The organism is Vibrio sp. 10N.222.52.B7, assembly GCF_041474275.1.
Classification (GTDB): domain Bacteria; phylum Pseudomonadota; class Gammaproteobacteria; order Enterobacterales; family Vibrionaceae; genus Vibrio; species Vibrio crassostreae_C.
Window position 1 is genome coordinate 77,170 of record NZ_JBFRTU010000015.1, and the last position, 20,229, is coordinate 97,398.

18 protein-coding genes are annotated in these 20,229 nt (G+C 44.8%); 12 read left to right on the plus strand and 6 right to left on the minus strand.

Annotation, left to right across the window (positions count from 1 at the left end; translation table 11 throughout):
- The first annotated feature begins 44 nt into the window (after nt 1–44).
- From AB4512_RS06345 to AB4512_RS06365, 5 genes are all read left to right on the plus strand, one after another.
- Nucleotides 45–3,227, plus strand: coding sequence for a DNA translocase FtsK 4TM domain-containing protein (locus AB4512_RS06345; RefSeq protein ID WP_372174635.1), 3,183 nt, complete (start codon nt 45–47; stop codon nt 3,225–3,227).
- Nucleotides 3,228–3,302: 75 nt separating this feature from the next.
- Nucleotides 3,303–3,899 carry an outer membrane lipoprotein chaperone LolA gene (gene lolA, locus AB4512_RS06350; RefSeq protein ID WP_004734556.1) on the plus strand — a complete coding sequence of 199 codons (597 nt, stop codon included), beginning with the start codon at nt 3,303–3,305 and terminating at the stop codon, nt 3,897–3,899.
- Between the two features lie 64 nt (nt 3,900–3,963).
- On the plus strand, nt 3,964–5,319 hold the full coding sequence (locus AB4512_RS06355) for a replication-associated recombination protein A (RefSeq protein WP_372174637.1): 1,356 nt from the start codon (nt 3,964–3,966) through the stop codon (nt 5,317–5,319).
- 142 nt (nt 5,320–5,461) lie between these two features.
- A complete protein-coding gene (gene serS / locus AB4512_RS06360) occupies nt 5,462–6,769 on the plus strand; it encodes a serine--tRNA ligase (protein WP_017060250.1) in 1,308 nt (435 codons plus the stop codon).
- Nucleotides 6,770–6,990: 221 nt separating this feature from the next.
- Nucleotides 6,991–7,257 (plus strand): DksA/TraR family C4-type zinc finger protein, encoded by a 267-nt coding sequence (locus AB4512_RS06365; RefSeq protein ID WP_017060251.1) that lies wholly within the window; start codon nt 6,991–6,993, stop codon nt 7,255–7,257.
- Nucleotides 7,258–7,381: 124 nt separating this feature from the next.
- Here the strand turns inward: AB4512_RS06365 and bioA are convergent, their stop codons facing one another.
- Entirely contained in the window at nt 7,382–8,659 is a 1,278-nt protein-coding gene (bioA, locus tag AB4512_RS06370) for an adenosylmethionine--8-amino-7-oxononanoate transaminase (RefSeq protein ID WP_372174639.1), read from the minus strand.
- A gap of 159 nt (nt 8,660–8,818) precedes the next feature.
- On the opposite strand from bioA, the gene bioB reads away from it, so the two are divergent.
- Genes bioB through bioD form a run of 4 tightly spaced genes read left to right on the plus strand, consistent with a single transcriptional unit; the run spans nt 8,819 to nt 12,553 of the window.
- A complete protein-coding gene (bioB, locus tag AB4512_RS06375) occupies nt 8,819–9,871 on the plus strand; it encodes a biotin synthase BioB (protein ID WP_004734551.1) in 1,053 nt (350 codons plus the stop codon).
- Entirely contained in the window at nt 9,858–11,069 is a 1,212-nt protein-coding gene (bioF, locus tag AB4512_RS06380; RefSeq protein WP_017060253.1) for an 8-amino-7-oxononanoate synthase, read from the plus strand. Before bioB ends, bioF begins: the two co-directional genes overlap by 14 nt.
- Nucleotides 11,070–11,873, plus strand: coding sequence for a malonyl-ACP O-methyltransferase BioC (gene bioC / locus AB4512_RS06385; protein WP_017060254.1), 804 nt, complete (start codon nt 11,070–11,072; stop codon nt 11,871–11,873).
- Complete coding sequence (gene bioD, locus AB4512_RS06390) at nt 11,870–12,553, plus strand: dethiobiotin synthase (protein WP_029405464.1); 684 nt, start codon at nt 11,870–11,872, stop codon at nt 12,551–12,553. The genes bioC and bioD overlap by 4 nt, the downstream gene beginning before the upstream one ends.
- 114 nt (nt 12,554–12,667) lie before the next feature.
- Here the strand turns inward: bioD and AB4512_RS06395 are convergent, their stop codons facing one another.
- Nucleotides 12,668–12,835 (minus strand): hypothetical protein, encoded by a 168-nt coding sequence (locus AB4512_RS06395; RefSeq protein ID WP_017060256.1) that lies wholly within the window; start codon nt 12,833–12,835, stop codon nt 12,668–12,670.
- 277 nt (nt 12,836–13,112) lie between these two features.
- Between AB4512_RS06395 and htpX the strand changes: the two genes are divergently transcribed.
- The gene (gene htpX / locus AB4512_RS06400) at nt 13,113–13,976 is read left to right on the plus strand and encodes a protease HtpX (protein WP_029235495.1); all 864 of its coding nucleotides are present in this window, start codon (nt 13,113–13,115) and stop codon (nt 13,974–13,976) included.
- A 314-nt stretch (nt 13,977–14,290) separates the two neighbouring features.
- Here htpX and purB read toward each other — a convergent pair whose 3' ends face one another.
- The 3 genes from purB to mnmA all read right to left on the minus strand — a co-directional run bounded on the left by purB (nt 14,291) and on the right by mnmA (nt 17,602).
- Nucleotides 14,291–15,661 (minus strand): adenylosuccinate lyase, encoded by a 1,371-nt coding sequence (gene purB / locus AB4512_RS06405; protein WP_017068077.1) that lies wholly within the window; start codon nt 15,659–15,661, stop codon nt 14,291–14,293.
- 143 nt (nt 15,662–15,804) lie between these two features.
- The gene (hflD, locus tag AB4512_RS06410) at nt 15,805–16,422 is read right to left on the minus strand and encodes a high frequency lysogenization protein HflD (RefSeq protein WP_017060259.1); all 618 of its coding nucleotides are present in this window, start codon (nt 16,420–16,422) and stop codon (nt 15,805–15,807) included.
- Nucleotides 16,423–16,465: 43 nt separating this feature from the next.
- Nucleotides 16,466–17,602, minus strand: a complete 1,137-nt coding sequence (gene mnmA / locus AB4512_RS06415) for a tRNA 2-thiouridine(34) synthase MnmA (protein WP_017060260.1) — start codon at nt 17,600–17,602, stop codon at nt 16,466–16,468.
- Nucleotides 17,603–17,805: 203 nt separating this feature from the next.
- On the opposite strand from mnmA, the gene AB4512_RS06420 reads away from it, so the two are divergent.
- Complete coding sequence (locus tag AB4512_RS06420; RefSeq protein ID WP_010439986.1) at nt 17,806–18,075, plus strand: hypothetical protein; 270 nt, start codon at nt 17,806–17,808, stop codon at nt 18,073–18,075.
- Nucleotides 18,076–18,177: 102 nt separating this feature from the next.
- Entirely contained in the window at nt 18,178–19,482 is a 1,305-nt protein-coding gene (locus tag AB4512_RS06425) for an inosine/guanosine kinase (protein ID WP_017060261.1), read from the plus strand.
- A 194-nt stretch (nt 19,483–19,676) separates the two neighbouring features.
- On the opposite strand, the gene AB4512_RS06430 is transcribed toward AB4512_RS06425, so the two are convergent.
- Nucleotides 19,677–20,087 (minus strand): H-NS family nucleoid-associated regulatory protein, encoded by a 411-nt coding sequence (locus tag AB4512_RS06430; protein ID WP_017060262.1) that lies wholly within the window; start codon nt 20,085–20,087, stop codon nt 19,677–19,679.
- Between the last annotated feature and the right edge of the window lie 142 nt (nt 20,088–20,229).

Below are 20,229 nucleotides of genomic sequence, written 5' to 3' on the forward strand. Positions count from 1 at the left end.
GGTCGCTCGAGATGTTTTATTCCGTTTAATTATTAAGTTGGTTTATGTTCAAGCAGAGCAGTAATAAAGTAGAAACAATCATTAAAACGAGTGAAGAGCCTCAGTCTCCTCGTTTGAATGGTTCTCAACGTCTAAAAGAGTGCAGCCTGATTATGGGTGTTCTCTTCTCTATTCTACTTGCCGTTGCGTTATTAACTTTTAGTCCTGCAGACCCATCATGGTCGCAAACGGCGTGGGGTGGTGACATTCAAAATGCGGGTGGCTACTTAGGAGCATGGTTGGCGGATACGCTTTTCTTTGTGTTTGGTTCTCTGGCTTACCCTTTACCTATCTTGGTAACGGTTGCTGCGTGGGTATTATTCCGTAAACGCAATGAAGACGAGCAGATCGATTTCATGCTGTGGGGTACTCGCTTACTTGGTCTTACTGTCCTGATTCTTACTAGTTGCGGTCTAGCCGATATCAACTTTGACGACATTTGGTATTTTTCGTCAGGTGGCGTCGTGGGTGACGTACTAACAAGCCTTGCGCTTCCCACGTTAAATGTTCTCGGTAGTACGCTAGTTCTTCTTTTCTTATGGGGAGCTGGCTTGACGCTATTAACCGGAATTTCTTGGTTAAGTATTGTGGAATGGCTAGGCGAATGTGCCATTAAATTTTTTACATCTGCTGTTAATAAGGCTCGTGGCCAAGATCAAGAGCTACTTGAGCCTGAATTGAAAGAATCGACAGACAGAGATTCTCTAACAGAACGTCATCAAAAGCCGACTTTCCGTGATGTCCCTGCGTTAGAAGACAATCTTATCGAAGGTAAGGCTATAGAAGGGTATAAAGAAGCAGAACAAGATCAGCTAGACCCTGCGATGAGCTTCTCTGCGACCAACGACTCTTCAGACACTGGCGTAAATGCGTTGGACAACAGTGCAACGTCGAAGCGTCATTACAATATTCATATGCCAGTAGAGGCTCCAGCTAAGCCAGAGGTTTCTACTTATGAAGCACCGCAAGTTCAACCTAAAATTCAACCAGAGCAACCTATCTCTGTCGCTCCTGTTTACCACGCGCCAGAAGAACCTTTCGAAGAAGGTATTGAGCGTTCGAAGCAGTTGAATGCGACGATAGAGCAGCTAGAAAATGCTGCTATGTATGAAGATGATCTCGCTGAGCAAGATCAGATGGATGCTCACGAATCTCAGGCTGCGTACCAACAATACATGCAGAACGACCAACCAGAAGTTGCCCCTACTGACATTGGCCTTGAAAGTGCTGAGTCAGCAGTCGATCGCACTTCAGAAGTTGTTCGCACTCCAGAAGTTGAGAGTGAATTCGATACGGAAGATGTTCAACCTGAATCGTTATACGCTTCGCCAATGGGTGAACCAGAAGAACCAAGTGAAGACGATTTCTCAGTGCAAGCATCACCGTTTGATGTGGCTGAAGAACAAAGTTATGAACAGTCTACAGAGTTCGAACCTGTATCGACAGAAGAAGATAATGCAGAGCAATCTGAGTCTTTAGTTAACCGACAAAATAATTCAAAATTTGAGCAATCAAACGAACAAACTCAAGAGCCAACGGTTGATCTTCCTTGGGAACACGTAACAGAAGAAGAGCCTCTTCACCCAGACCAAGATGTAGTAGCCTTCCAAAGCCTTGTCTCTGAGGCACAAGCAAACATGGCGGCGACACAAAACCCGTTCCTGGTACAGCAAGATGTTAACTTACCGAAACCGGCCGAACCATTGCCAACGCTTGAGTTGTTGTTCCACCCTGAAAAACGCGAAACCTTTATTGACCGCGATGCACTAGAGGCGATCGCTCGTCTTGTTGAATCGAAGCTAGCGGACTACAAGATTAAAGCTGATGTGGTTGATATTTTCCCTGGTCCTGTCATCACTCGATTCGAACTCGATCTGGCTCCGGGCGTCAAAGTAAGCCGTATTTCTGGCCTTTCTATGGACTTAGCTCGTTCGCTTTCTGCATTGGCAGTACGTGTCGTTGAGGTAATACCGGGTAAACCTTATGTCGGTTTAGAATTGCCGAACATGAGCCGTCAAACAGTATTCTTCTCCGATGTGGTGGGCAGCCCTCAGTTCCAAGAAGCGAAGTCACCAACGACCGTTGTTCTAGGGCAAGACATTGCTGGTGAAGCGGTTATTGCTGACCTATCGAAGATGCCACATGTTCTGGTTGCAGGTACAACCGGTTCTGGTAAGTCGGTCGGTGTAAACGTGATGATCTTGAGTATGCTTTACAAGGCATCACCAGAAGATGTTCGCTTCATCATGATCGACCCGAAAATGTTGGAATTATCTATCTATGAAGGTATTCCACATCTATTGTCTGAAGTCGTGACTGACATGAAAGATGCGTCTAACGCCCTTCGTTGGTGTGTAGGTGAAATGGAACGTCGTTACAAACTGATGTCGGCTCTCGGTGTTCGTAACATCAAAGGCTACAACGACAAATTGAAGATGGCCGCGGAAGCGGGTCACCCAATTCATGACCCACTGTGGAAGCCGGGCGACAGCATGGACCCTGAAGCTCCATTGTTGGAAAAACTGCCTTATATTGTGGTTGTCGTCGATGAATTCGCTGATTTAATCATGGTAGTCGGTAAGAAAGTTGAAGAACTGATTGCACGTTTGGCGCAGAAAGCGCGTGCGGCTGGTGTTCACTTGATCTTAGCCACTCAACGTCCTTCGGTGGATGTTATTACGGGTCTTATTAAAGCAAACATCCCAACACGTGTTGCCTTTACGGTATCAACCAAAACGGATTCAAGAACTATTCTTGACCAAGGTGGTGCAGAATCATTATTGGGTATGGGTGATATGTTGTACTTACCACCGGGTTCAAGCCACACAACTCGTGTACACGGTGCGTTTGCATCTGATGATGATGTACACGCGGTAGTGAACAACTGGAAAGCACGCGGTAAGCCAAACTATATTGAAGAGATTACGAACGGCGACCAAACCCCAGAAACACTGTTACCGGGTGAGAAGATGGAAGGCGATGAAGAAGTCGATCCTCTGTTTGATCAAGTGGTAGAACACGTTGTCCATTCACGTCGTGGTTCAGTTTCTGGCGTGCAACGTCGATTCAAAATTGGCTACAACCGCGCGGCACGAATTGTTGAGCAGCTTGAAGCTCAAGGCATTGTGAGTGCTCCGGGCCATAACGGTAACCGTGAAGTCTTAGCGCCAGCGCCACCAAAAGATTAGTTCCGATCGGAACTCATAACTATTCAGTCGGTCAAATCGAAAATATGACCGACGTATGTTCTAACAGGATTATTGATGAAAAAAGTATTCGCACTTTTATTTATGAGCTTTTCAGTATTGGCTTCTCCGAAAGAAGAACTGAGTAGCCGCTTGTCATTGAATGCAGGTTTTAGCGCCGACTTTAAACAAGTCGTGACTAGCCCTGATGGTGATGTTGTTATGGAAGGCGAGGGCACGGTTGAGATTGCACGCCCAAGCTTATTCCGTTGGGAAACGACTTTCCCTGATGAAAACGTGTTGGTATCTGATGGTCAAAGCTTGTGGTACTACAGCCCGTTCATTGAGCAGGTTAGTATTTACTGGCAAGAGCAAGCAACATCACAAACACCTTTTGTCTTGCTGACTCGTAACCAAGAAAGCGATTGGGACAACTACAATGTCGCACAAACGGGTAACCAATTTACGCTAACGCCGACAGCCGTGGATTCTAATCAGGGCGACTTCCAGATTAAGATCACTGAAAAGGGTATTGTTCAGGGCTTTAACGTGATTGAACAAGACGGTCAGAAAGGTGAGTTTACTTTTAGCAATGTTGACTTAGGGAAACCTGCAGCAGACCGCTTTACTTTTGTGGCACCGGAAGGTGTCGAGGTCGACGACCAAAGAAACTGATCTAATGAAGCAGATCATTTGGTAGTACGTCGATAGGCACAGATGCCATCAACGAATCAAGAGATTGCAATTGAGTAATTACAGCTTAGATTTTGCAGGGGACGAAGATTTTCGTCCCCTTGCTGCTCGTATGAGACCTGAAACTGTCGAACAGTACATCGGTCAGCAGCATATGTTAGGCCCAGGTAAACCCCTTCGCAGAGCGTTGGAAGCGGGCCATATTCACTCGATGATTTTATGGGGGCCTCCTGGCACCGGTAAAACGACGTTAGCCGAAGTTGCAGCAAACTATGCGAATGCTGAAGTGGAACGCGTATCGGCGGTAACCTCGGGCGTAAAAGACATTCGTATTGCAATTGAAAAAGCGCGCGAGAACAAGCAAGCAGGGCGCAGAACCATCCTGTTTGTGGACGAAGTCCATCGCTTTAACAAAAGTCAGCAAGATGCTTTTCTGCCTCATATCGAAGATGGCACCGTGACCTTTATTGGTGCGACGACAGAAAACCCATCTTTTGAACTGAACAACGCTTTGTTGTCACGTGCGCGTGTCTACAAACTGACGTCCCTGAACACAGATGATATTTCTCTTGTCATTCGCCAAGCGATTGAAGATAAGCAACGTGGGTTAGGTGATGTGCCTGTTGATTTTGCTGATAATGTTTTAGATCGCCTTGCAGAACTGGTTAACGGCGACGCGCGTATGTCGCTTAACTACCTTGAACTGCTGTATGACATGGCAGAAGACAACGATAAAGGCGAGAAAGCGATAACCTTGCAGTTGTTGGCTGAAGTGGCTGGTGAGAAAGTCGCTCGTTTCGATAACAAGGGTGATATTTGGTACGACCTAATCTCCGCGGTTCATAAGTCAATTCGTGGCTCAAACCCTGATGCGGCCTTGTACTGGTCAGCACGAATGATTGCTGCGGGTTGTGATCCTTTGTATATCGTTAGACGCTTGCTGGCGATTGCTTCTGAAGATATCGGTAACGCTGATCCTCGCGCCATGCAGGTAGCGATGTCGGCTTGGGATTGCTTCACGCGCATTGGCCCTGCTGAAGGGGAGCGTGCGATTGCGCAGGCGGTTGTTTATCTCGCATGTGCACCAAAGAGTAACGCCGTTTACACCGCGTGGAAGCAAGCGTTAACAGATGCTCACAATCTTCCTGAATATGAAGTGCCGCATCATTTGCGAAATGCACCGACAACTTTGATGAAGGACATGGGCTACGGGCAAGAATACCGTTATGCTCATGACGAACCAGGAGCCTACGCCGCTGGTGAAAAGTATCTGCCTCCTGAAATGGGAGAGAAGCAATACTATTTCCCAACAAAACGAGGCTTAGAGACCAAAATTGGCGAGAAGCTAGATTATCTGGCGGATTTGGACGCAAAAAGCCCACAAAAACGCTATGAAAAGTAGTCTTTTTTGGATATCGTTACCTAGTCATAAAATTTCAATTAAATCGTTATAAATTGGTCGAAATAACACCAGTTTTAGGGGTTTAGCAGTGATTCAGTAGCAAGCTACTGAATATTCAAATAACTAAAGCATAGGATTAGCAATGCTGGATTCTAAATTACTTCGAGCTGAGCTGGATGAAACAGCGGCAAAATTAGCACGTCGAGGCTTCACCCTTGATGTAGAGACAATTCGTGAACTTGAAGAAAAACGTAAGTCCCTTCAGATGAAAACTGAAGAGCTACAAGCGTTACGTAACTCTCGATCGAAGTCCATTGGTCAAGCGAAAGCAAAAGGCGACCATGAAGAAGCTGAGCGTATCCTTGCAGAAGTAGGCAACTTAGGCGCAGAACTAGACCAAGCTAAAGTAGCATTGGCTGATCTTCAATCTGAGCTAGAAACGATCACAATGTCTATTCCTAACCTACCTGATGCAGAAGTGCCAGATGGTAAAGATGAAGACGATAACGTAGAAGTTTCTCGTTGGGGTCAACCTAAGACTTACGACTTTGAAGTGAAAGATCACGTCGATCTTGGCGAAATGTCTGGCGGTCTTGATTTTGCTAGCGCAGTTAAAATCTCGGGTTCTCGTTTCATCGTGATGAAAGGCAAATTTGCACGTCTACACCGTGCTATTGCTCAGTTCATGCTGGACCTTCACACTGATGAGCACGGCTACACAGAAATGTACGTACCGTATCTAGTGAACCACGATAGCCTTTACGGTACTGGTCAACTTCCTAAGTTCGGCGAAGACTTGTTCCACACAAGCCCGCTAACTGAGCAAGTAAGTGACGTACCTCTTAAGACTTTATCGCTTATCCCTACTGCGGAAGTACCGGTAACGAACATGGTTCGTGACACGATCACTGATGAAGCTGAACTGCCACTTAAGATGACAGCTCACACGCCGTGTTTCCGTTCTGAAGCGGGTTCTTACGGTCGTGACACTCGTGGTCTTATCCGTATGCACCAATTCGATAAAGTTGAATTAGTACAAATCACTAAGCCAGAAGACTCAATGGCAGCGCTTGAAGAGCTAACTGGCCACGCTGAGAAAGTACTTCAACTTCTAGAGCTTCCTTACCGTAAAGTGATTCTATGTACAGGTGACATGGGCTTCGGTTCTGCGAAAACTTACGACTTAGAAGTATGGGTTCCAGCACAAGAGACTTACCGTGAGATTTCTTCTTGTTCAAACATGTGGGATTTCCAAGCGCGTCGTATGCAAGCTCGTTTCCGTCGTAAAGGCGAGAAAAAACCTGAACTTGTACACACACTAAACGGTTCTGGTCTTGCTGTTGGTCGTACTATGGTTGCTATCCTTGAGAACAACCAAGAAGCAGATGGCCGTATTGCTATCCCAGAAGTACTTCAACCATACATGGGCGGCGTAACGCACATCGGTTAATTAGATTGATTAAGCATTAGGTTACTTATAAAACCCAGCCAACAGGCTGGGTTTTTTATTGCCTATAGAATAGTGCAGTGGCGAGAAATAAATAATTTTTGTTACCTATGTGTAATAGTGTTTTATTGATTTTGATAATTATTACAATCCTTAAATGTGGCTATAATATGCTCTTACCGCGGTAGGTATAGATTTTCTCGTTCAAATACTGAGGAGGGCTTATGGCCGTAGGATGGGCAGGTGACGATAGTGTCAGCCAGCAAATACAAAATACCATTGATGATGAGATCTCTCGTGTAAGAGGAAACCTTCGAGGTGGTGAGGGTTTGCGTTATTGTGATGAGTGTGGTGATGAGATTCCGGAACAAAGACGACGCGCGATCAAAGGCGTTCGTTTGTGTATAGAATGTCAGTCAATATTAGAGCATGACGCACATCGACATTCATTGTTTAACCGTCGAGCAAGTAAAGATAGCCAATTACGTTAAACTGACGGTTACCTTCAAGCAGTTAAGGCCTTACTTTTATGTAAGGCCTTTTAGTTTAATTAAATGATTTATTAATGAAGATATATAGAAATAATCGTCGCTCTTGTTTAGAGCAATAAACGCCTTATTTAAAGCAATGAGTATTTTGTAATGCAGTGTCGATAGCAGCGACCAATTGCTCAATATGTTGTGGTTTGATAATAAACGGAGGCATCATATAAATTAGCTTACCAAACGGACGGATCCAAACGTCTTGCTCTACAAAGTGAGCTTGGATGGTTTCCATATCGACAGGTGTGTGGGTTTCAACGACGCCAATCGCGCCCAACCAGCGAACGTCTTTGACAAGATCATGCTCTCGCAACGGTGGTAGCAACTCAGAGAAAAGCTGTTCGATCTGTTGAGTTTGATTTTTCCAATGACCTTGCTCGATGATGGATAAACTTGCCGCACCGACTGCGCAAGCTAATGGGTTACCCATGAATGTTGGCCCGTGCATAAAGCAGCCCGCTTCACCGCCACATACCGTGTCAGCAACTTCTTTACTCGCCAGCGTCGCTGACAATGTCATATAACCACCAGTTAAAGCCTTGCCTACGCATAAGATGTCCGGTTGAACATCGGCATGCTCACAAGCGAATAGTTTCCCTGTACGGCCAAACCCGGTCGCAATCTCATCCAAGATCAGCAATACGTTGAATTCATCACACAGTAAGCGAACTTGTTTTAGGAACTCAGGGTGGTAGATGCGCATGCCACCAGCCCCTTGAACGATTGGCTCTAAGATCACCGCTGCGACTTCTTGATGGTGTGCTGCCAGCTTTTCTTTAAAACTATCGATGTCACTTGAGTTCCACTCATCCCAAAAGCCTGTTTTTGGTGAATCAGCGAAAATATGTTCCGGTAAAAAGCCTTTGTAGAGGCTGTGCATCGAGTTGTCAGGGTCGGTCACTGACATCGCCGCAAAGGTATCACCGTGGTAGCCATCTCTTAGTGTGAGGAACTTTGAACGAGGTTGTCCTTTAGCGTGCCAATATTGCAGTGCCATTTTTAGGCTAACTTCTACGGCTACTGAACCTGAATCGGCCAAAAATACATGCTCAAGATTACTTGGCGCGAGATTCAAAAGCTTCTTACATAGATCGATAGCGGGCTGGTGGGTGATACCACCAAACATAACGTGTGAAACCTTATCGATTTGACTGTGAGCCGCAGCATTTAGCTCAGGGTGATTGTAGCCGTGGATGGTTGACCACCAAGATGACATACCATCAATAATTCGTTTTCCGCCTTCTAATTCTAGGTAAACACCGTCTGCGTTGGTGACTGGATAGCAGGTCAGAGGTGTTAACGTTGATGTGTAGGGATGCCAGATATGCTGGCGATCAAAGGCGAGATCCATAGTAACTTCCATTCTTGGTGTGATTAAAAAATAACCAGATGTAAACTTTTGATATTATCAATGTGTTGACAGTCTAAAGCTTGTCGGTAGACTAGCCAAGCATAAATGCAATCTCTATTGATAGAGATGAAACATCAAATAATAAAAAAGGATCGACACGTGGAAGTTCGTCATGACTGGACAGTCGCTGAAGTAACAGCACTGCTTGAAAAACCGTTTATGGATTTAATGTTTGAAGCTCAAGTCGTTCATAGACGGTACCAAGAGCACAACCACGTGCAAGTGAGTACGCTTCTATCGATAAAGACGGGTGCTTGTCCTGAAGATTGTAAGTACTGCCCTCAAAGTGCTCACTACCGAACGGATGTCGACAAAGAACGCTTAATGGAAGTCGAGCGTGTTTTGGATGCTGCGCTAAAAGCTAAGAATGCGGGCTCAACTCGCTTTTGTATGGGCGCTGCATGGAAAAACCCGAAAGAGCGCGATATGCCTCACTTGACTGATATGATCAAAGGTGTGAAAGGTATGGGTCTAGAAACCTGTATGACACTAGGCATGTTAACCCCTGATCAAGCTGGCGAGTTAGCGGATGCAGGTTTGGATTACTACAACCATAACCTTGATACGTCTCCCGAGTTTTACGGCAGCATCATCACCACTCGTACTTACCAAGATCGTTTAGATACGCTATCTCACGTACGTGATGCCGGTATGAAGATCTGTTCTGGTGGCATTATTGGTATGGGCGAAAGTACCAATGACCGTGCAGGCCTGCTGGTAGAGCTAGCGAACCTTCCGGTACACCCTGAGAGTGTGCCAATCAACATGCTCGTGAAAGTGAAAGGCACACCGATGGAAAACGTCGATGATGTTGAATCTTTTGACTTCATTAAGTTGATTGCGATTGCTCGTATCATGATGCCAATGTCAGCGGTTCGTCTATCTGCAGGTCGCGAGAATATGAATGAACAGATGCAGGCGATGTGCTTCATGGCTGGCGCGAACTCTATCTTCTACGGTTGTAAGCTACTGACTACGCCAAACCCAGATGAAGACACGGACATGCAGCTGTTTAAGAAGTTAGGCATCAACAGCCAACAAGTGGCTCAGAAGCCTGATGAAATTCAAGAAAACGAACTGTTAGATCAAGTAGTGGAGCGCGTTGCTGCTCGTCCAACGAAAGATGACATGTTCTACGATGCCACTGTTTAAATCCCGTATCAAAGATGCCCTTGTTCAACGCCGTGAGCAGGGGCTAACTCGTCAACTTAAAGTGCTCGAAAACAGTAATGGTCCTTTGCTTAATTGCGAAGGTTCTCGCTTTATTAATTTTTCGAGTAATGATTACCTAGGCTTGGCGAACGACCCTGAATTGGTGGAGGCGTGGCAAGCTGGGCTTTCCCTTTATGGTGCTGGCAGTGCGGCATCGCCATTGGTCACGGGTTTTAGTCCTGCTCATAGAAATTTAGAAGCTCAGCTGTGTGAATGGTTGGGCTTTGAACGTGCGATTCTCTTTAGTTCTGGTTTCAGTGCGAACCAAGCCTTGTTGTTTTCTCTGCTCGAAAAAGACGACTCTCTGCTGCAAGACAAGCTTAATCACGCCTCTTTGATGGAAGCGGGGATGCTTTCTCATGCAACCATGAAACGCTTTAAACACAACGACACGCAGCATCTAGAGTCTCTATTAAGCCGATCTCTACAATCCTTGGTCGTCACTGAGGGCGTATTCAGCATGGACGGCGATCAAGCGCCTCTCAGCCAGATATCTAACCTGACTCATCAATACGACAGTTGGTTGGCGGTTGATGATGCCCACGGTATCGGCGTATTAGGTGATAAAGGAGCTGGGAGTTGCAGTGCAGCACAAATCTCCCCCGATATTTTGGTGGTGACCTTTGGCAAAGCATTTGGCGTTTCTGGTGCTGCGATTCTTTGTTCGTCAGAAGTGGGTGATTACTTAACTCAGTTTGCTCGTCATCATGTGTACTCGACGGCGATGCCACCTTCACAAGCGGTGGCTTTATCTCATGCCTGTAAGATGACTCAAACTCAAGAGTGGCGCCGAGAAAAGCTGACTGAGTTAGGGTCTCTCTATGCAGAGCAGGTGAGCGGCTTGAAAGGCTTTGTGGATACTCAGACTCCGATTAAGCCATTTGTGATAGGTGAAGCACAAGCGGCATTATCAATAGCTGAAGAGTTAAAGCAAAACCAAGTTTGGGTGACCGCAATAAGGCCGCCAGCCATACCTGCTGGAACTGCTCGATTACGAATCACGTTAACAGCTAACCATAGCCCAAAACAGATTCTCCAGTTAACCAGGTCGTTGCATCAAGCCATTGAACGAAACATCGACTTAAGCACTGAACCGGGTATCCATCCAAGCTTTGAATCAAATAAAGAGGCTCAGTAAATGTCACAAGAAGCAGTAGTGCATAATTACGTTGGCCAAGATAAGAGTGCGATTGCCGAAGCCTTTGGTAAAGCGGCAACAACCTATGACAAACACGCTGAATTTCAACGCGATGTTGGCCACCGATTACTGGATAAATTACCCAGCGATCTGTCAGGCTTTAAGGTGCTGGATCTAGGTTGTGGTACTGGCTATTTCTCCGAGCAACTTGTAAAACGAGGCGCCGAAGTGGTTTGCGCTGATCTTTCTGTTGGAATGCTAGCAACAGCAGAGAAGCGGTGTGGTGCATCTGTATCTTTATATCAACAAGCCGATGCCGAACAATTGCCGTTTGAAGATGGGTGCTTTGACATCGTTTTCTCTAGCCTTGCGTTGCAATGGTGTGACGATTTGTCGTCGCCTTTGAGAGAGATGAAGCGTGTTACAGCGGCTGGTGGGCGTGTTATTTTCTCAACTTTGCTTGATGGGTCACTGTTTGAACTGAAAAAGTCGTGGTCCAAAATTGACGCACATCAACACGTTAACCATTTTATTACAATCAATAAGGTAAAAATTGCGTTAGCGCAATCTAGCTGTACCGTTCATCAACTAGACTTGCCCACCATCACCGTTTGGTACGACACTGCGTTTGAACTGATGCGCGACCTTAAAGGTATCGGCGCTAATCACGTAAGTGGTCGCTCACAAGGTTTAACAAGTCGTCGCATGTTGCAGCTTGTTGATCGGGAATATCGAGAGTTTAAGAACCATCAAGGTTTCTTACCAGCAACATATCAAGTTTGTTTAGGGGTTATTCAATTATGATTGATGCATTATTCATTGCAGGTACGGATACCGAAGTGGGAAAAACTGTGGTTTCAAAAGCGATTCTTCAAGCTTTGGCCGCACAAGATTTATCAACAATTGGTTACAAGCCAGTTGCTGCAGGGAGTGAAAAATCTCCTGAAGGACTACGTAATAGTGATGCACTGCATCTTCAAGAAGCGGCGACGCAAGATATTGCTTACGAAGACGTCAATCCATACGCGTTGTTGCTACCATCATCGCCTCACATCGCTGCTAAGCATGACGGCGTGGTGATTGATGAAGCCGTATTATCTGCAAAGCTGGAAGAGCATAAGCAAAACTCTGACATCGTGTTAGTTGAAGGTGCTGGTGGTTGGCGTGTACCGGTTTCAGATGATGAATACTTGTCTAGCTGGGTTAAAAAAGAGCAGCTTCCAGTGGTACTGACTGTGGGTATTAAGCTTGGTTGTTTGAGCCACGCACTGCTAACTGCTGAAGCGATTCGTGCTGACGGACTAAACTTAGTTGGTTGGGTAGCAAACCGTATCAATCCAGGTACTGAGCACTACGCAGATATTATTGCGATGCTTGAAGATAAGTTAGGTGCACCTAAGTTAGGTGAAATCCCTTACGTCCCAAAAGCGAAGTCTAAAAACATTGGTAAGTACATTGATGTGCAGCCTTTGCTTGCGCTTTAATTACCACGTTATGTACTAAATAAGAAAAGGGCTGCGATTGCAGCCCTTTTGCTATTTTAAGCCTTTAGACCTTGAGTTGATAAACAACCGGTCTTTTAATAAACAAGCTTAGAACTAATGTTCTTTAGTCAGTCCCATTAAAGCTTGCTGAGTTTCTGTGATTTTTGTCTGTGCCGTTTGCGGTGTTAGGATTCCAACCTGCTTTTTCGCTTCTTCTTCAGTAATCCCTAGGTGACAGCACAGTAAATCGATAGCCATTTGAGTGTTAGTACCTTCAACCATGATCCTTTCCTTTTTGTACATGGACTAGCCAATAAATCATCTGAAGTCACTGTAAACGGATTGTTATATCGACACCATACGACTTAGGTCTAATAGAGTGGATTTAATTCGGATATGGTCTCGTAATCAAATGTTGCAATTTAATGCTTAACCTTGTTTTCTTAATCTAAGACTATATGTATAAGTAAGTATAAGTCTTCAAGGTTGGAATCTATTGCTGTCTGCCTTGTCTATAACAATAAGTTTTATAAAAACAGCTTTCATGCGGAGATAAGTAATGAAGCGAGTAATGTTGTTCCTTGCAACTAACCTAGCGGTTGTATTGGTACTAAGTGTTGTTCTTAATGTTGTATACGCAGTTACAGGTATGCAACCCGGTAGCCTCTCAGGTTTATTGGTGATGGCTGCGGTATTTGGTTTTGGCGGCTCATTCATTTCATTAATGATGTCGAAGAAAATGGCGCTACGCTCGGTAGGCGGCATGGTCATTGAAAGCCCACGTAACGAAACAGAACATTGGTTGATGGAGACGGTAAGCCGTCAATCTCAACAAGTTGGTATTGGTATGCCAACAGTGGCGATCTACGACTCGCCAGACATCAACGCATTCGCGACAGGTGCTAAGCGTGACGATTCATTGGTAGCAGTATCAACAGGCCTGCTGCACAACATGACGCGTGATGAAGCTGAAGCAGTATTAGCGCATGAAGTGAGCCACATCGCGAACGGTGATATGGTGACCATGACGTTAATGCAAGGTGTAGTGAACACGTTCGTTATCTTCCTATCTCGTTTCATCGCCAACATTGTTGCGTCGAATGACAACGAAGAAGAGGGTGGCAGCAACATGATGGTGTACTTCGGTGTGTCTATGGTGTTGGAATTGGTATTTGGTTTCTTAGCAAGCTTCATTACGATGTGGTACAGCCGTCATCGTGAATTCCATGCCGATGCAGGTGCAGCGAACCTAGTAGGTAAAGAGAAGATGATTGCAGCGCTAGAGCGCCTAAAGGTGAGCCATGAGCCACAACTAGAAGGTTCTATGATGGCATTTGGTATCAACGGTAAGAAGTCTCTAACAGAGCTTCTAATGAGCCACCCGCCGCTAGACAAGCGTATTGCTTCTCTACGTAACATGTAATCGCTACGTATTCTTCAGTCGCTAATCGACAAGATACATTTGAAAGGCTTCCTTCGGGAGGTCTTTTTTGATCTTGGCATCTAAGACAGTAAGTATTCGAGGAATAGGTGTCTGGCGATAGAGGGTTACTGGTGATGAAGCATTACGATATTGATTGGTTGATATCGCACGGATTGAGATGAGTAGGGTAATGATACTGGGTTGCTTTGTATTATTTTGCTGACGTCTCTTGTGCTCAATACACTTTGTTCCGCTCAACAAAAAGGCTTCCACATGGGAAGCCTTAGTCTATTCTGTGATTCGAAATTCGAACCTTACAGTTTGTCAGTTAGCTCGATTGCTTGGCCGATGTAGTTCGCTGGAGTCATCTCTTTCAGGCGAACTTTCTCGTCTTCAGGGATCTCAAGACCATCGATGAATGCACGCATGCCTTCGCCATCTACACGTTTACCACGAGTTAGCTCTTTTAGCTTCTCGTATGGTTTTTCGATGCCGTAACGACGCATTACTGTTTGTACTGGTTCAGCCAATACTTCCCAGTTCTTGTCTAGTTCAGCAAGTAGCGCAGCGCGGTTAACTTCAAGCTTGCTAATACCTTTCAGAGTCGAAGTGTATGCAATGATTGCGTAGCCAACACCCACACCTAGGTTACGAAGAACCGTAGAGTCAGTAAGGTCACGCTGCCAGCGAGAAACTGGAAGTTTTTGTGCAAGGTGGCTGAATACTGCGTTCGCTAGACCAAGGTTGCCTTCAGAGTTTTCGAAGTCAATTGGGTTAACTTTATGCGGCATTGTCGAAGAACCGATTTCGCCAGCAATAGTCTTCTGCTTGAAGTGACCAAGAGCGATGTAGCCCCAAACGTCACGGTCGAAGTCTAGAAGGATAGTGTTGAAACGAGCAATTGCATCGAATAGCTCAGCGATGTAATCGTGAGGTTCGATTTGAGTTGTGTACGGGTTCCAAGTTACGCCAAGAGATTCAGTGATGAACTCTTCGCTAAACTGGTGCCATTCAACTTCTGGGTATGCAGAAAGGTGTGCGTTGTAGTTACCTACAGCACCGTTGATTTTCGCTAGGATCTCAACGTTTTCGATTTGCTTGTATTGACGTTCCATACGGTACGCAACGTTAGCCATCTCTTTACCCATAGTAGAAGGAGAAGCTGGCTGACCGTGTGTACGAGACAGTAATGGAATATCACGGTACTCGTTCGCAAGTGCTTTGATAGCATCAATTACGTTACGGATTTCTGGAAGAATCACTGTGTCACGAGCTTCTTTGAGCATAAGCGCGTGAGAGGTGTTGTTGATGTCTTCAGAAGTACATGCAAAGTGAATAAATTCGTTTACAGCGTGAAGTTCAGGAACGCCAGCAACTTTCTCTTTCAAGAAGTACTCAACCGCTTTAACGTCGTGGTTAGTCGTGCGCTCGATCTCTTTGATACGTAGAGCATCTTCTTCGCTGAAGTTAGCGGCTAGTTCATCAAGAAACTGGTTAGCTTCTGCACTGAACGCTGGTACTTCTTTGATTGCATCAGTTGCTGCAAGCTTTTGTAACCAACGAATTTCAACGATAGAGCGGTACTTTAGTAGTCCAAACTCACTAAAGATGCTGCGTAATGCAATAGTCTTACTTCCGTAACGGCCGTCTACTGGTGAAACAGCAGTCAATGCTGACAGTTCCATGGTGTTCTCCTGAATTGAGTTTTCTAAATTTTGAGAGGTTTATACCAGTAACAATCTCAATTGTCACGCACATTGCGCAATCGTTTGCGTGAGAGTTGTGTTGATACAAAAAACAAGCTCGCGACGAGGCGCGAGCTAATAAACTACATTCGAGCTAGTAGGATTTGAGCCTGCTCGATCATCTTCTTACGACCGAAGATAAGGTGGCGACGTTTACCGCCAACTTGACGCCATAACACAGCGCTTCGAATCCCTGATAGAAGCAGTGCGCGAACCTTATGTTGGCTCGATGTCTGCTGAAGTACAGACGGAGTACCAGAAACCTGAATGCGAGGGCCGATAGGGCTGACGACATCAAGGTAGATACTTGCAAGGTTGCTGATCATTTGCTCGTCAAACAGATCAAAGTGTTCAGTTTGGCGCTCTGCAGTTTGAATGCGGTCACCAAGCTGAGACATAGAGTCGTTGCGAGAAGACAGCTTACGCTCAAGCGCCATCAAGCTGATGATGTAACGCGTGATATCGCTACCTGCTGGAGTACTATCGATACCTTTTACTAAGCACTCAAGGCCAAGCTTTAGGTTCGCTTCACGTCCAAATACGCCCACGGTATTCGATGGGTTGGTATTTAAAATGGCACTGAGTGAAGCTTCAAAGGCATCTTTATCACAATGGCCGTCTTTCGCTACTTGTTGAACCAAAGCCACAGCTTGGCAAATTCCGGCGAAAGCAATAGTACGGTCATAAAGTGTATTAGCCACGTAGTAACTCCTAGTTGTCTTCTATCGTTTGTCGTTTGATTGATTAGATGCGCTTTTCGATGATACCACCACCAAGACATACTTCGCCTTGGTAGAACACTGCAGATTGACCTGGGGTCACTGCGATTTGTGGCTCATCAAAAATAACCTTAATGTTCTCATCATCAATTGGGATGATTGTACAAGGAATATCTGTTTGACGGTAACGTGTTTTTACCGTGCATGTCATAACTTCAGTAATTGGTGTGCGATTTACCCAATGAAGTTGAGATGCGATCAAGCCTTCTGATTTCAGAAGAGGGTGGTCTTTACCTTGTACTGCGATAAGTACATTACGCTTAAGGTCTTTTTCACCAACAAACCATGGTTCTTCGTTACCGCCACCACCTTTAGTGCCGCCAATATGAAGGCCTTTACGCTGACCTAGCGTGTGGTACATCAAACCTTGGTGTTGACCAATCACTTGGCCTTCAGGTGTTTCGATGTTACCCGGTTGTGCTGGTAGGTATTTGCCTAGGAACTCAGTGAACTTGCGCTCACCGATAAAGCAGATGCCTGTTGAATCTTTCTTCTTAGCTGTGATCAAGTCTTGCTCTTCAGCAATACGTCGCACTTCTGGCTTCTCTAATTCACCGACAGGGAATAGGCTGCGTGCCACTTGATCTGAGCTTAGCGTGTATAGGAAATAACTTTGGTCTTTGTTGCTGTCTAGACCGCGTAGCATTTCTGGTTTTACGCCAGCATCAAGCTCTTCTTGAGTTGGGAAAGTACGACGAACGTAGTGACCCATCGCAATGTAGTCTGCGTCTAGCACTTCATCCGCAAACTCTAAGAATGCTTTAAATTTGATTTCTTTGTTACAAAGAATATCTGGGTTAGGTGTACGACCTGCTTTGTACTCTTCAAGGAAGTATTCGAATACGTTGTCCCAGTATTCTGCAGCAAAGTTGATAGTGTGAAGGTGGATACCTAGTTTGTCACATACCGCTTGAGCATCAGCAAGATCTTCAGCTGCCGTGCAGTATTCTTCGTTATCGTCTTCTTCCCAGTTTTTCATGAAAAGGCCTTCTACCTGATAGCCTTGTTGCTGAAGAAGATACGCCGATACTGACGAATCTACACCGCCGGACATACCGACAATTACTTTCTTTTCGCTGTTTCCAGAGCTGATATCTGACATGTCTAAACACCGTTACTATTACTTGGTCGCAGATTCTAACAGAAAGAGAAACGCCGTGACAGATCCGAGACCGGAATCACAGTTTCATTTGCACAAATAGTGCGCTGACTTTGTTAGAGAATCGCATGAGAGCGAGGTGAGTCGCTAGGATGTCAGAAGTATATGTGGCATAGTCGCTCGAAATCCAAGACCTGAGATAAAAAATGTCTGAACAAAATGAATTTATGCAAGAAGAAGAGCTGATTGAGATCATCGAGAACCAGCTTGAAGATGGCGAACCAGTGAAAGTGAAAGAGACGTTGATGCGTTTAATGATGACAGGCACTCCACGTGAAGAAGCAATTGCGGCTATGGCATGTGCACTGGCAATTGAAGTATTTGACGTTATGAAAAACGGCGCGGAGTTTAATCAAAAACGTTACGCGGAGCATTTGGGCATGCTGCCTGATTTAAGCTTTATGGAAGGCGAATAAAAAAAACCTTCAGCAAACGTTTGCTATAGTTTGAAAGATTGCCGCGTTAAATATAGCGCGGTAGAATCCGCCACCTATTTCCCCTTGACTTAGACTAGCCTTATGAAATTCCCTGGACAACGTAAATCAAAGCACTACTTTCCGGTTCACGCTCGTGATCCTCTAGTGAGCCAAGCTCAAAGCAGTAAAAGAATGTCACGCACTCATATTATCGGTATTGACCAAACATTGGTGGATATTGAAGCAAAGGTGAGTTCTGAACTTATTGAGAAGTATGGTTTGAGCAAGGGACATTCACTGGTTATTGGCGACGCAGCCGCTGAATCTTTGTATCAAGAATTAAAAGAGCAGTGCCTGATTACCAATGAATACGCTGGTGGCACAATTGGTAACACATTACACAACTATTCAGTGCTAGCGGATGACCGTTCTACACTGTTAGGTGTAATGAGCCAAGATATTAAGATTGGTAGTTACGGTTATCGCTATTTATGTAATACATCAAGCAGAATGGATCTGAACCATTTACAAGGGGTAGATGGCGCAATTGGTCGCTGCTTTGCATTAATTACAGAAGACGGTGAACGTACTTTCGCAATTAGCGAAGGACAAATGAACCAATTAAAACCAGAAAGCATTCCTGAAAAAATCTTCAAAAGTGCTTCTGCTTTAGTTTTAACGGCTTATTTAGTTCGCTGTAAGCCAGGCGACCCGATGCCTGAAGCAACAATGAAAGCGATCGAATACGCGAAGAAATACGATGTGCCAGTCGTTCTTACACTAGGTACTAAGTTCGTTATTCAAGATGATCCAGAATTCTGGAAAGATTTCCTTGAGCAACACGTAACGGTTGTTGCAATGAATGAAGACGAAGCTGAAGCGTTAACGGGTGAAAGCGATCCACTGGCTGCATCAGATAAAGCGCTAGACTGGGTAGACCTTGTTCTATGTACTGCGGGACCTGTTGGCCTATTTATGGCTGGTTATACAGAAGATGCAGCTAAGCGTGAAACGTCACTGCCTTTACTTCCAGGTTCAATTGCGGAATTCAACCGTTTTGAATTTAGCCGTCCTGCGCATAAAGATTTATGTGAAAACCCAACTAAAGTGTATTCGCACATTGCGCCATACATGGGTGGACCAGAAAAGATCAAAAATACCAATGGTGCAGGTGATGCTGCGTTATCAGCTTTATTACATGATATGGCTGCTAATAAGTACCACAAAGAAAACGTGCCAAACTCAAGTAAACACCAACATTCATTCTTGACGTACTCTTCGTTCTCACAAGTTTGTAAATATTCTAACCGTGCTAGCTATGAAGTGTTGGTTCAACACTCTCCACGTTTATCTCGTGGCCTTCCTGAAAGAGAAGATAGCCTAGAAGAAGCGTACTGGGAAAGATAAGTTACTTTCTTTAATCAGTAGTACTATCAGTATCAGTTGGTTTCTAATACTGATAGTACAAATATAAAAAAGGCTCCGAAAGGAGCCTTTTTTGTTTCTGAATATATTGAAGTCGTAAATAATACTTTGGTCGACTTAAATATTAATTCTATCGCTTAGCGTGTAATTGATTACTAACTAAGTAAACTAAATGTTTAGATAGCAAACTCTTCTAGAGATTTACCAGCATCTAGCTGTTCTTGGATAGCTGAAGGCGTACGGCCTTGACCTGTCCAAGTCTTCTCGTCGCCGTTTGCGTCTACGTATTTGTATTTCGCTGGGCGAGGAGCGCGTTTAGCTTTTGTTGTTTTAGATTTTGCTTCACCAGAAAGTGCAGCAATAAGATCGGCAACATCAATTCCGTCTTTTGCAATTTGTTCAGCAATAGCAGAAAGCTTAGCTTCTTGCTCTGCTTTAGCAGCACGCTCTTCAGCTTCAGACTCTTGACGCTCTTGTACAACAATAGTCAGCTTGTCTAGCGCTTCTTCAAGTTGCTCAAGAGTTAATTCACGTGAGAACGCACGAAGGCTGCGGATATTTAATAGAGTTTTTGTTAATTCAGACATGATATTTTCCATCAAGGTAAACTAAATAATCTTCCTAATAATAAACAGAGCCTAGGAATAAAACAAATAGTATTTCTTCTATTACATATTTAAATATAAAAGTGAGATGAATAGTTGAAAATTCAGAGCAGTATTTCTATTG

What these genes read in the sequence shown, in the direction of transcription:
- AB4512_RS06425 (WP_017060261.1), top strand. Translation starts at nt 18,178, where the DNA reads ATGAAATTCCCTGGACAACGTAAATCAAAGCACTACTTTCCGGTTCAC.
- serS (WP_017060250.1), top strand. Translation starts at nt 5,462, where the DNA reads ATGCTGGATTCTAAATTACTTCGAGCTGAGCTGGATGAAACAGCGGCA.
- mnmA (WP_017060260.1), bottom strand. Translation starts at nt 17,602, where the DNA reads ATGTCAGATATCAGCTCTGGAAACAGCGAAAAGAAAGTAATTGTCGGT.
- htpX (WP_029235495.1), top strand. Translation starts at nt 13,113, where the DNA reads ATGAAGCGAGTAATGTTGTTCCTTGCAACTAACCTAGCGGTTGTATTG.
- bioC (WP_017060254.1), top strand. Translation starts at nt 11,070, where the DNA reads ATGTCACAAGAAGCAGTAGTGCATAATTACGTTGGCCAAGATAAGAGT.
- AB4512_RS06395 (WP_017060256.1), bottom strand. Translation starts at nt 12,835, where the DNA reads ATGGTTGAAGGTACTAACACTCAAATGGCTATCGATTTACTGTGCTGT.
- bioD (WP_029405464.1), top strand. Translation starts at nt 11,870, where the DNA reads ATGATTGATGCATTATTCATTGCAGGTACGGATACCGAAGTGGGAAAA.
- AB4512_RS06430 (WP_017060262.1), bottom strand. Translation starts at nt 20,087, where the DNA reads ATGTCTGAATTAACAAAAACTCTATTAAATATCCGCAGCCTTCGTGCG.
- AB4512_RS06345 (WP_372174635.1), top strand. Translation starts at nt 45, where the DNA reads ATGTTCAAGCAGAGCAGTAATAAAGTAGAAACAATCATTAAAACGAGT.
- bioA (WP_372174639.1), bottom strand. Translation starts at nt 8,659, where the DNA reads ATGGATCTCGCCTTTGATCGCCAGCATATCTGGCATCCCTACACATCA.
- purB (WP_017068077.1), bottom strand. Translation starts at nt 15,661, where the DNA reads ATGGAACTGTCAGCATTGACTGCTGTTTCACCAGTAGACGGCCGTTAC.
- bioF (WP_017060253.1), top strand. Translation starts at nt 9,858, where the DNA reads ATGCCACTGTTTAAATCCCGTATCAAAGATGCCCTTGTTCAACGCCGT.
- AB4512_RS06420 (WP_010439986.1), top strand. Translation starts at nt 17,806, where the DNA reads ATGTCTGAACAAAATGAATTTATGCAAGAAGAAGAGCTGATTGAGATC.
- AB4512_RS06365 (WP_017060251.1), top strand. Translation starts at nt 6,991, where the DNA reads ATGGCCGTAGGATGGGCAGGTGACGATAGTGTCAGCCAGCAAATACAA.
- lolA (WP_004734556.1), top strand. Translation starts at nt 3,303, where the DNA reads ATGAAAAAAGTATTCGCACTTTTATTTATGAGCTTTTCAGTATTGGCT.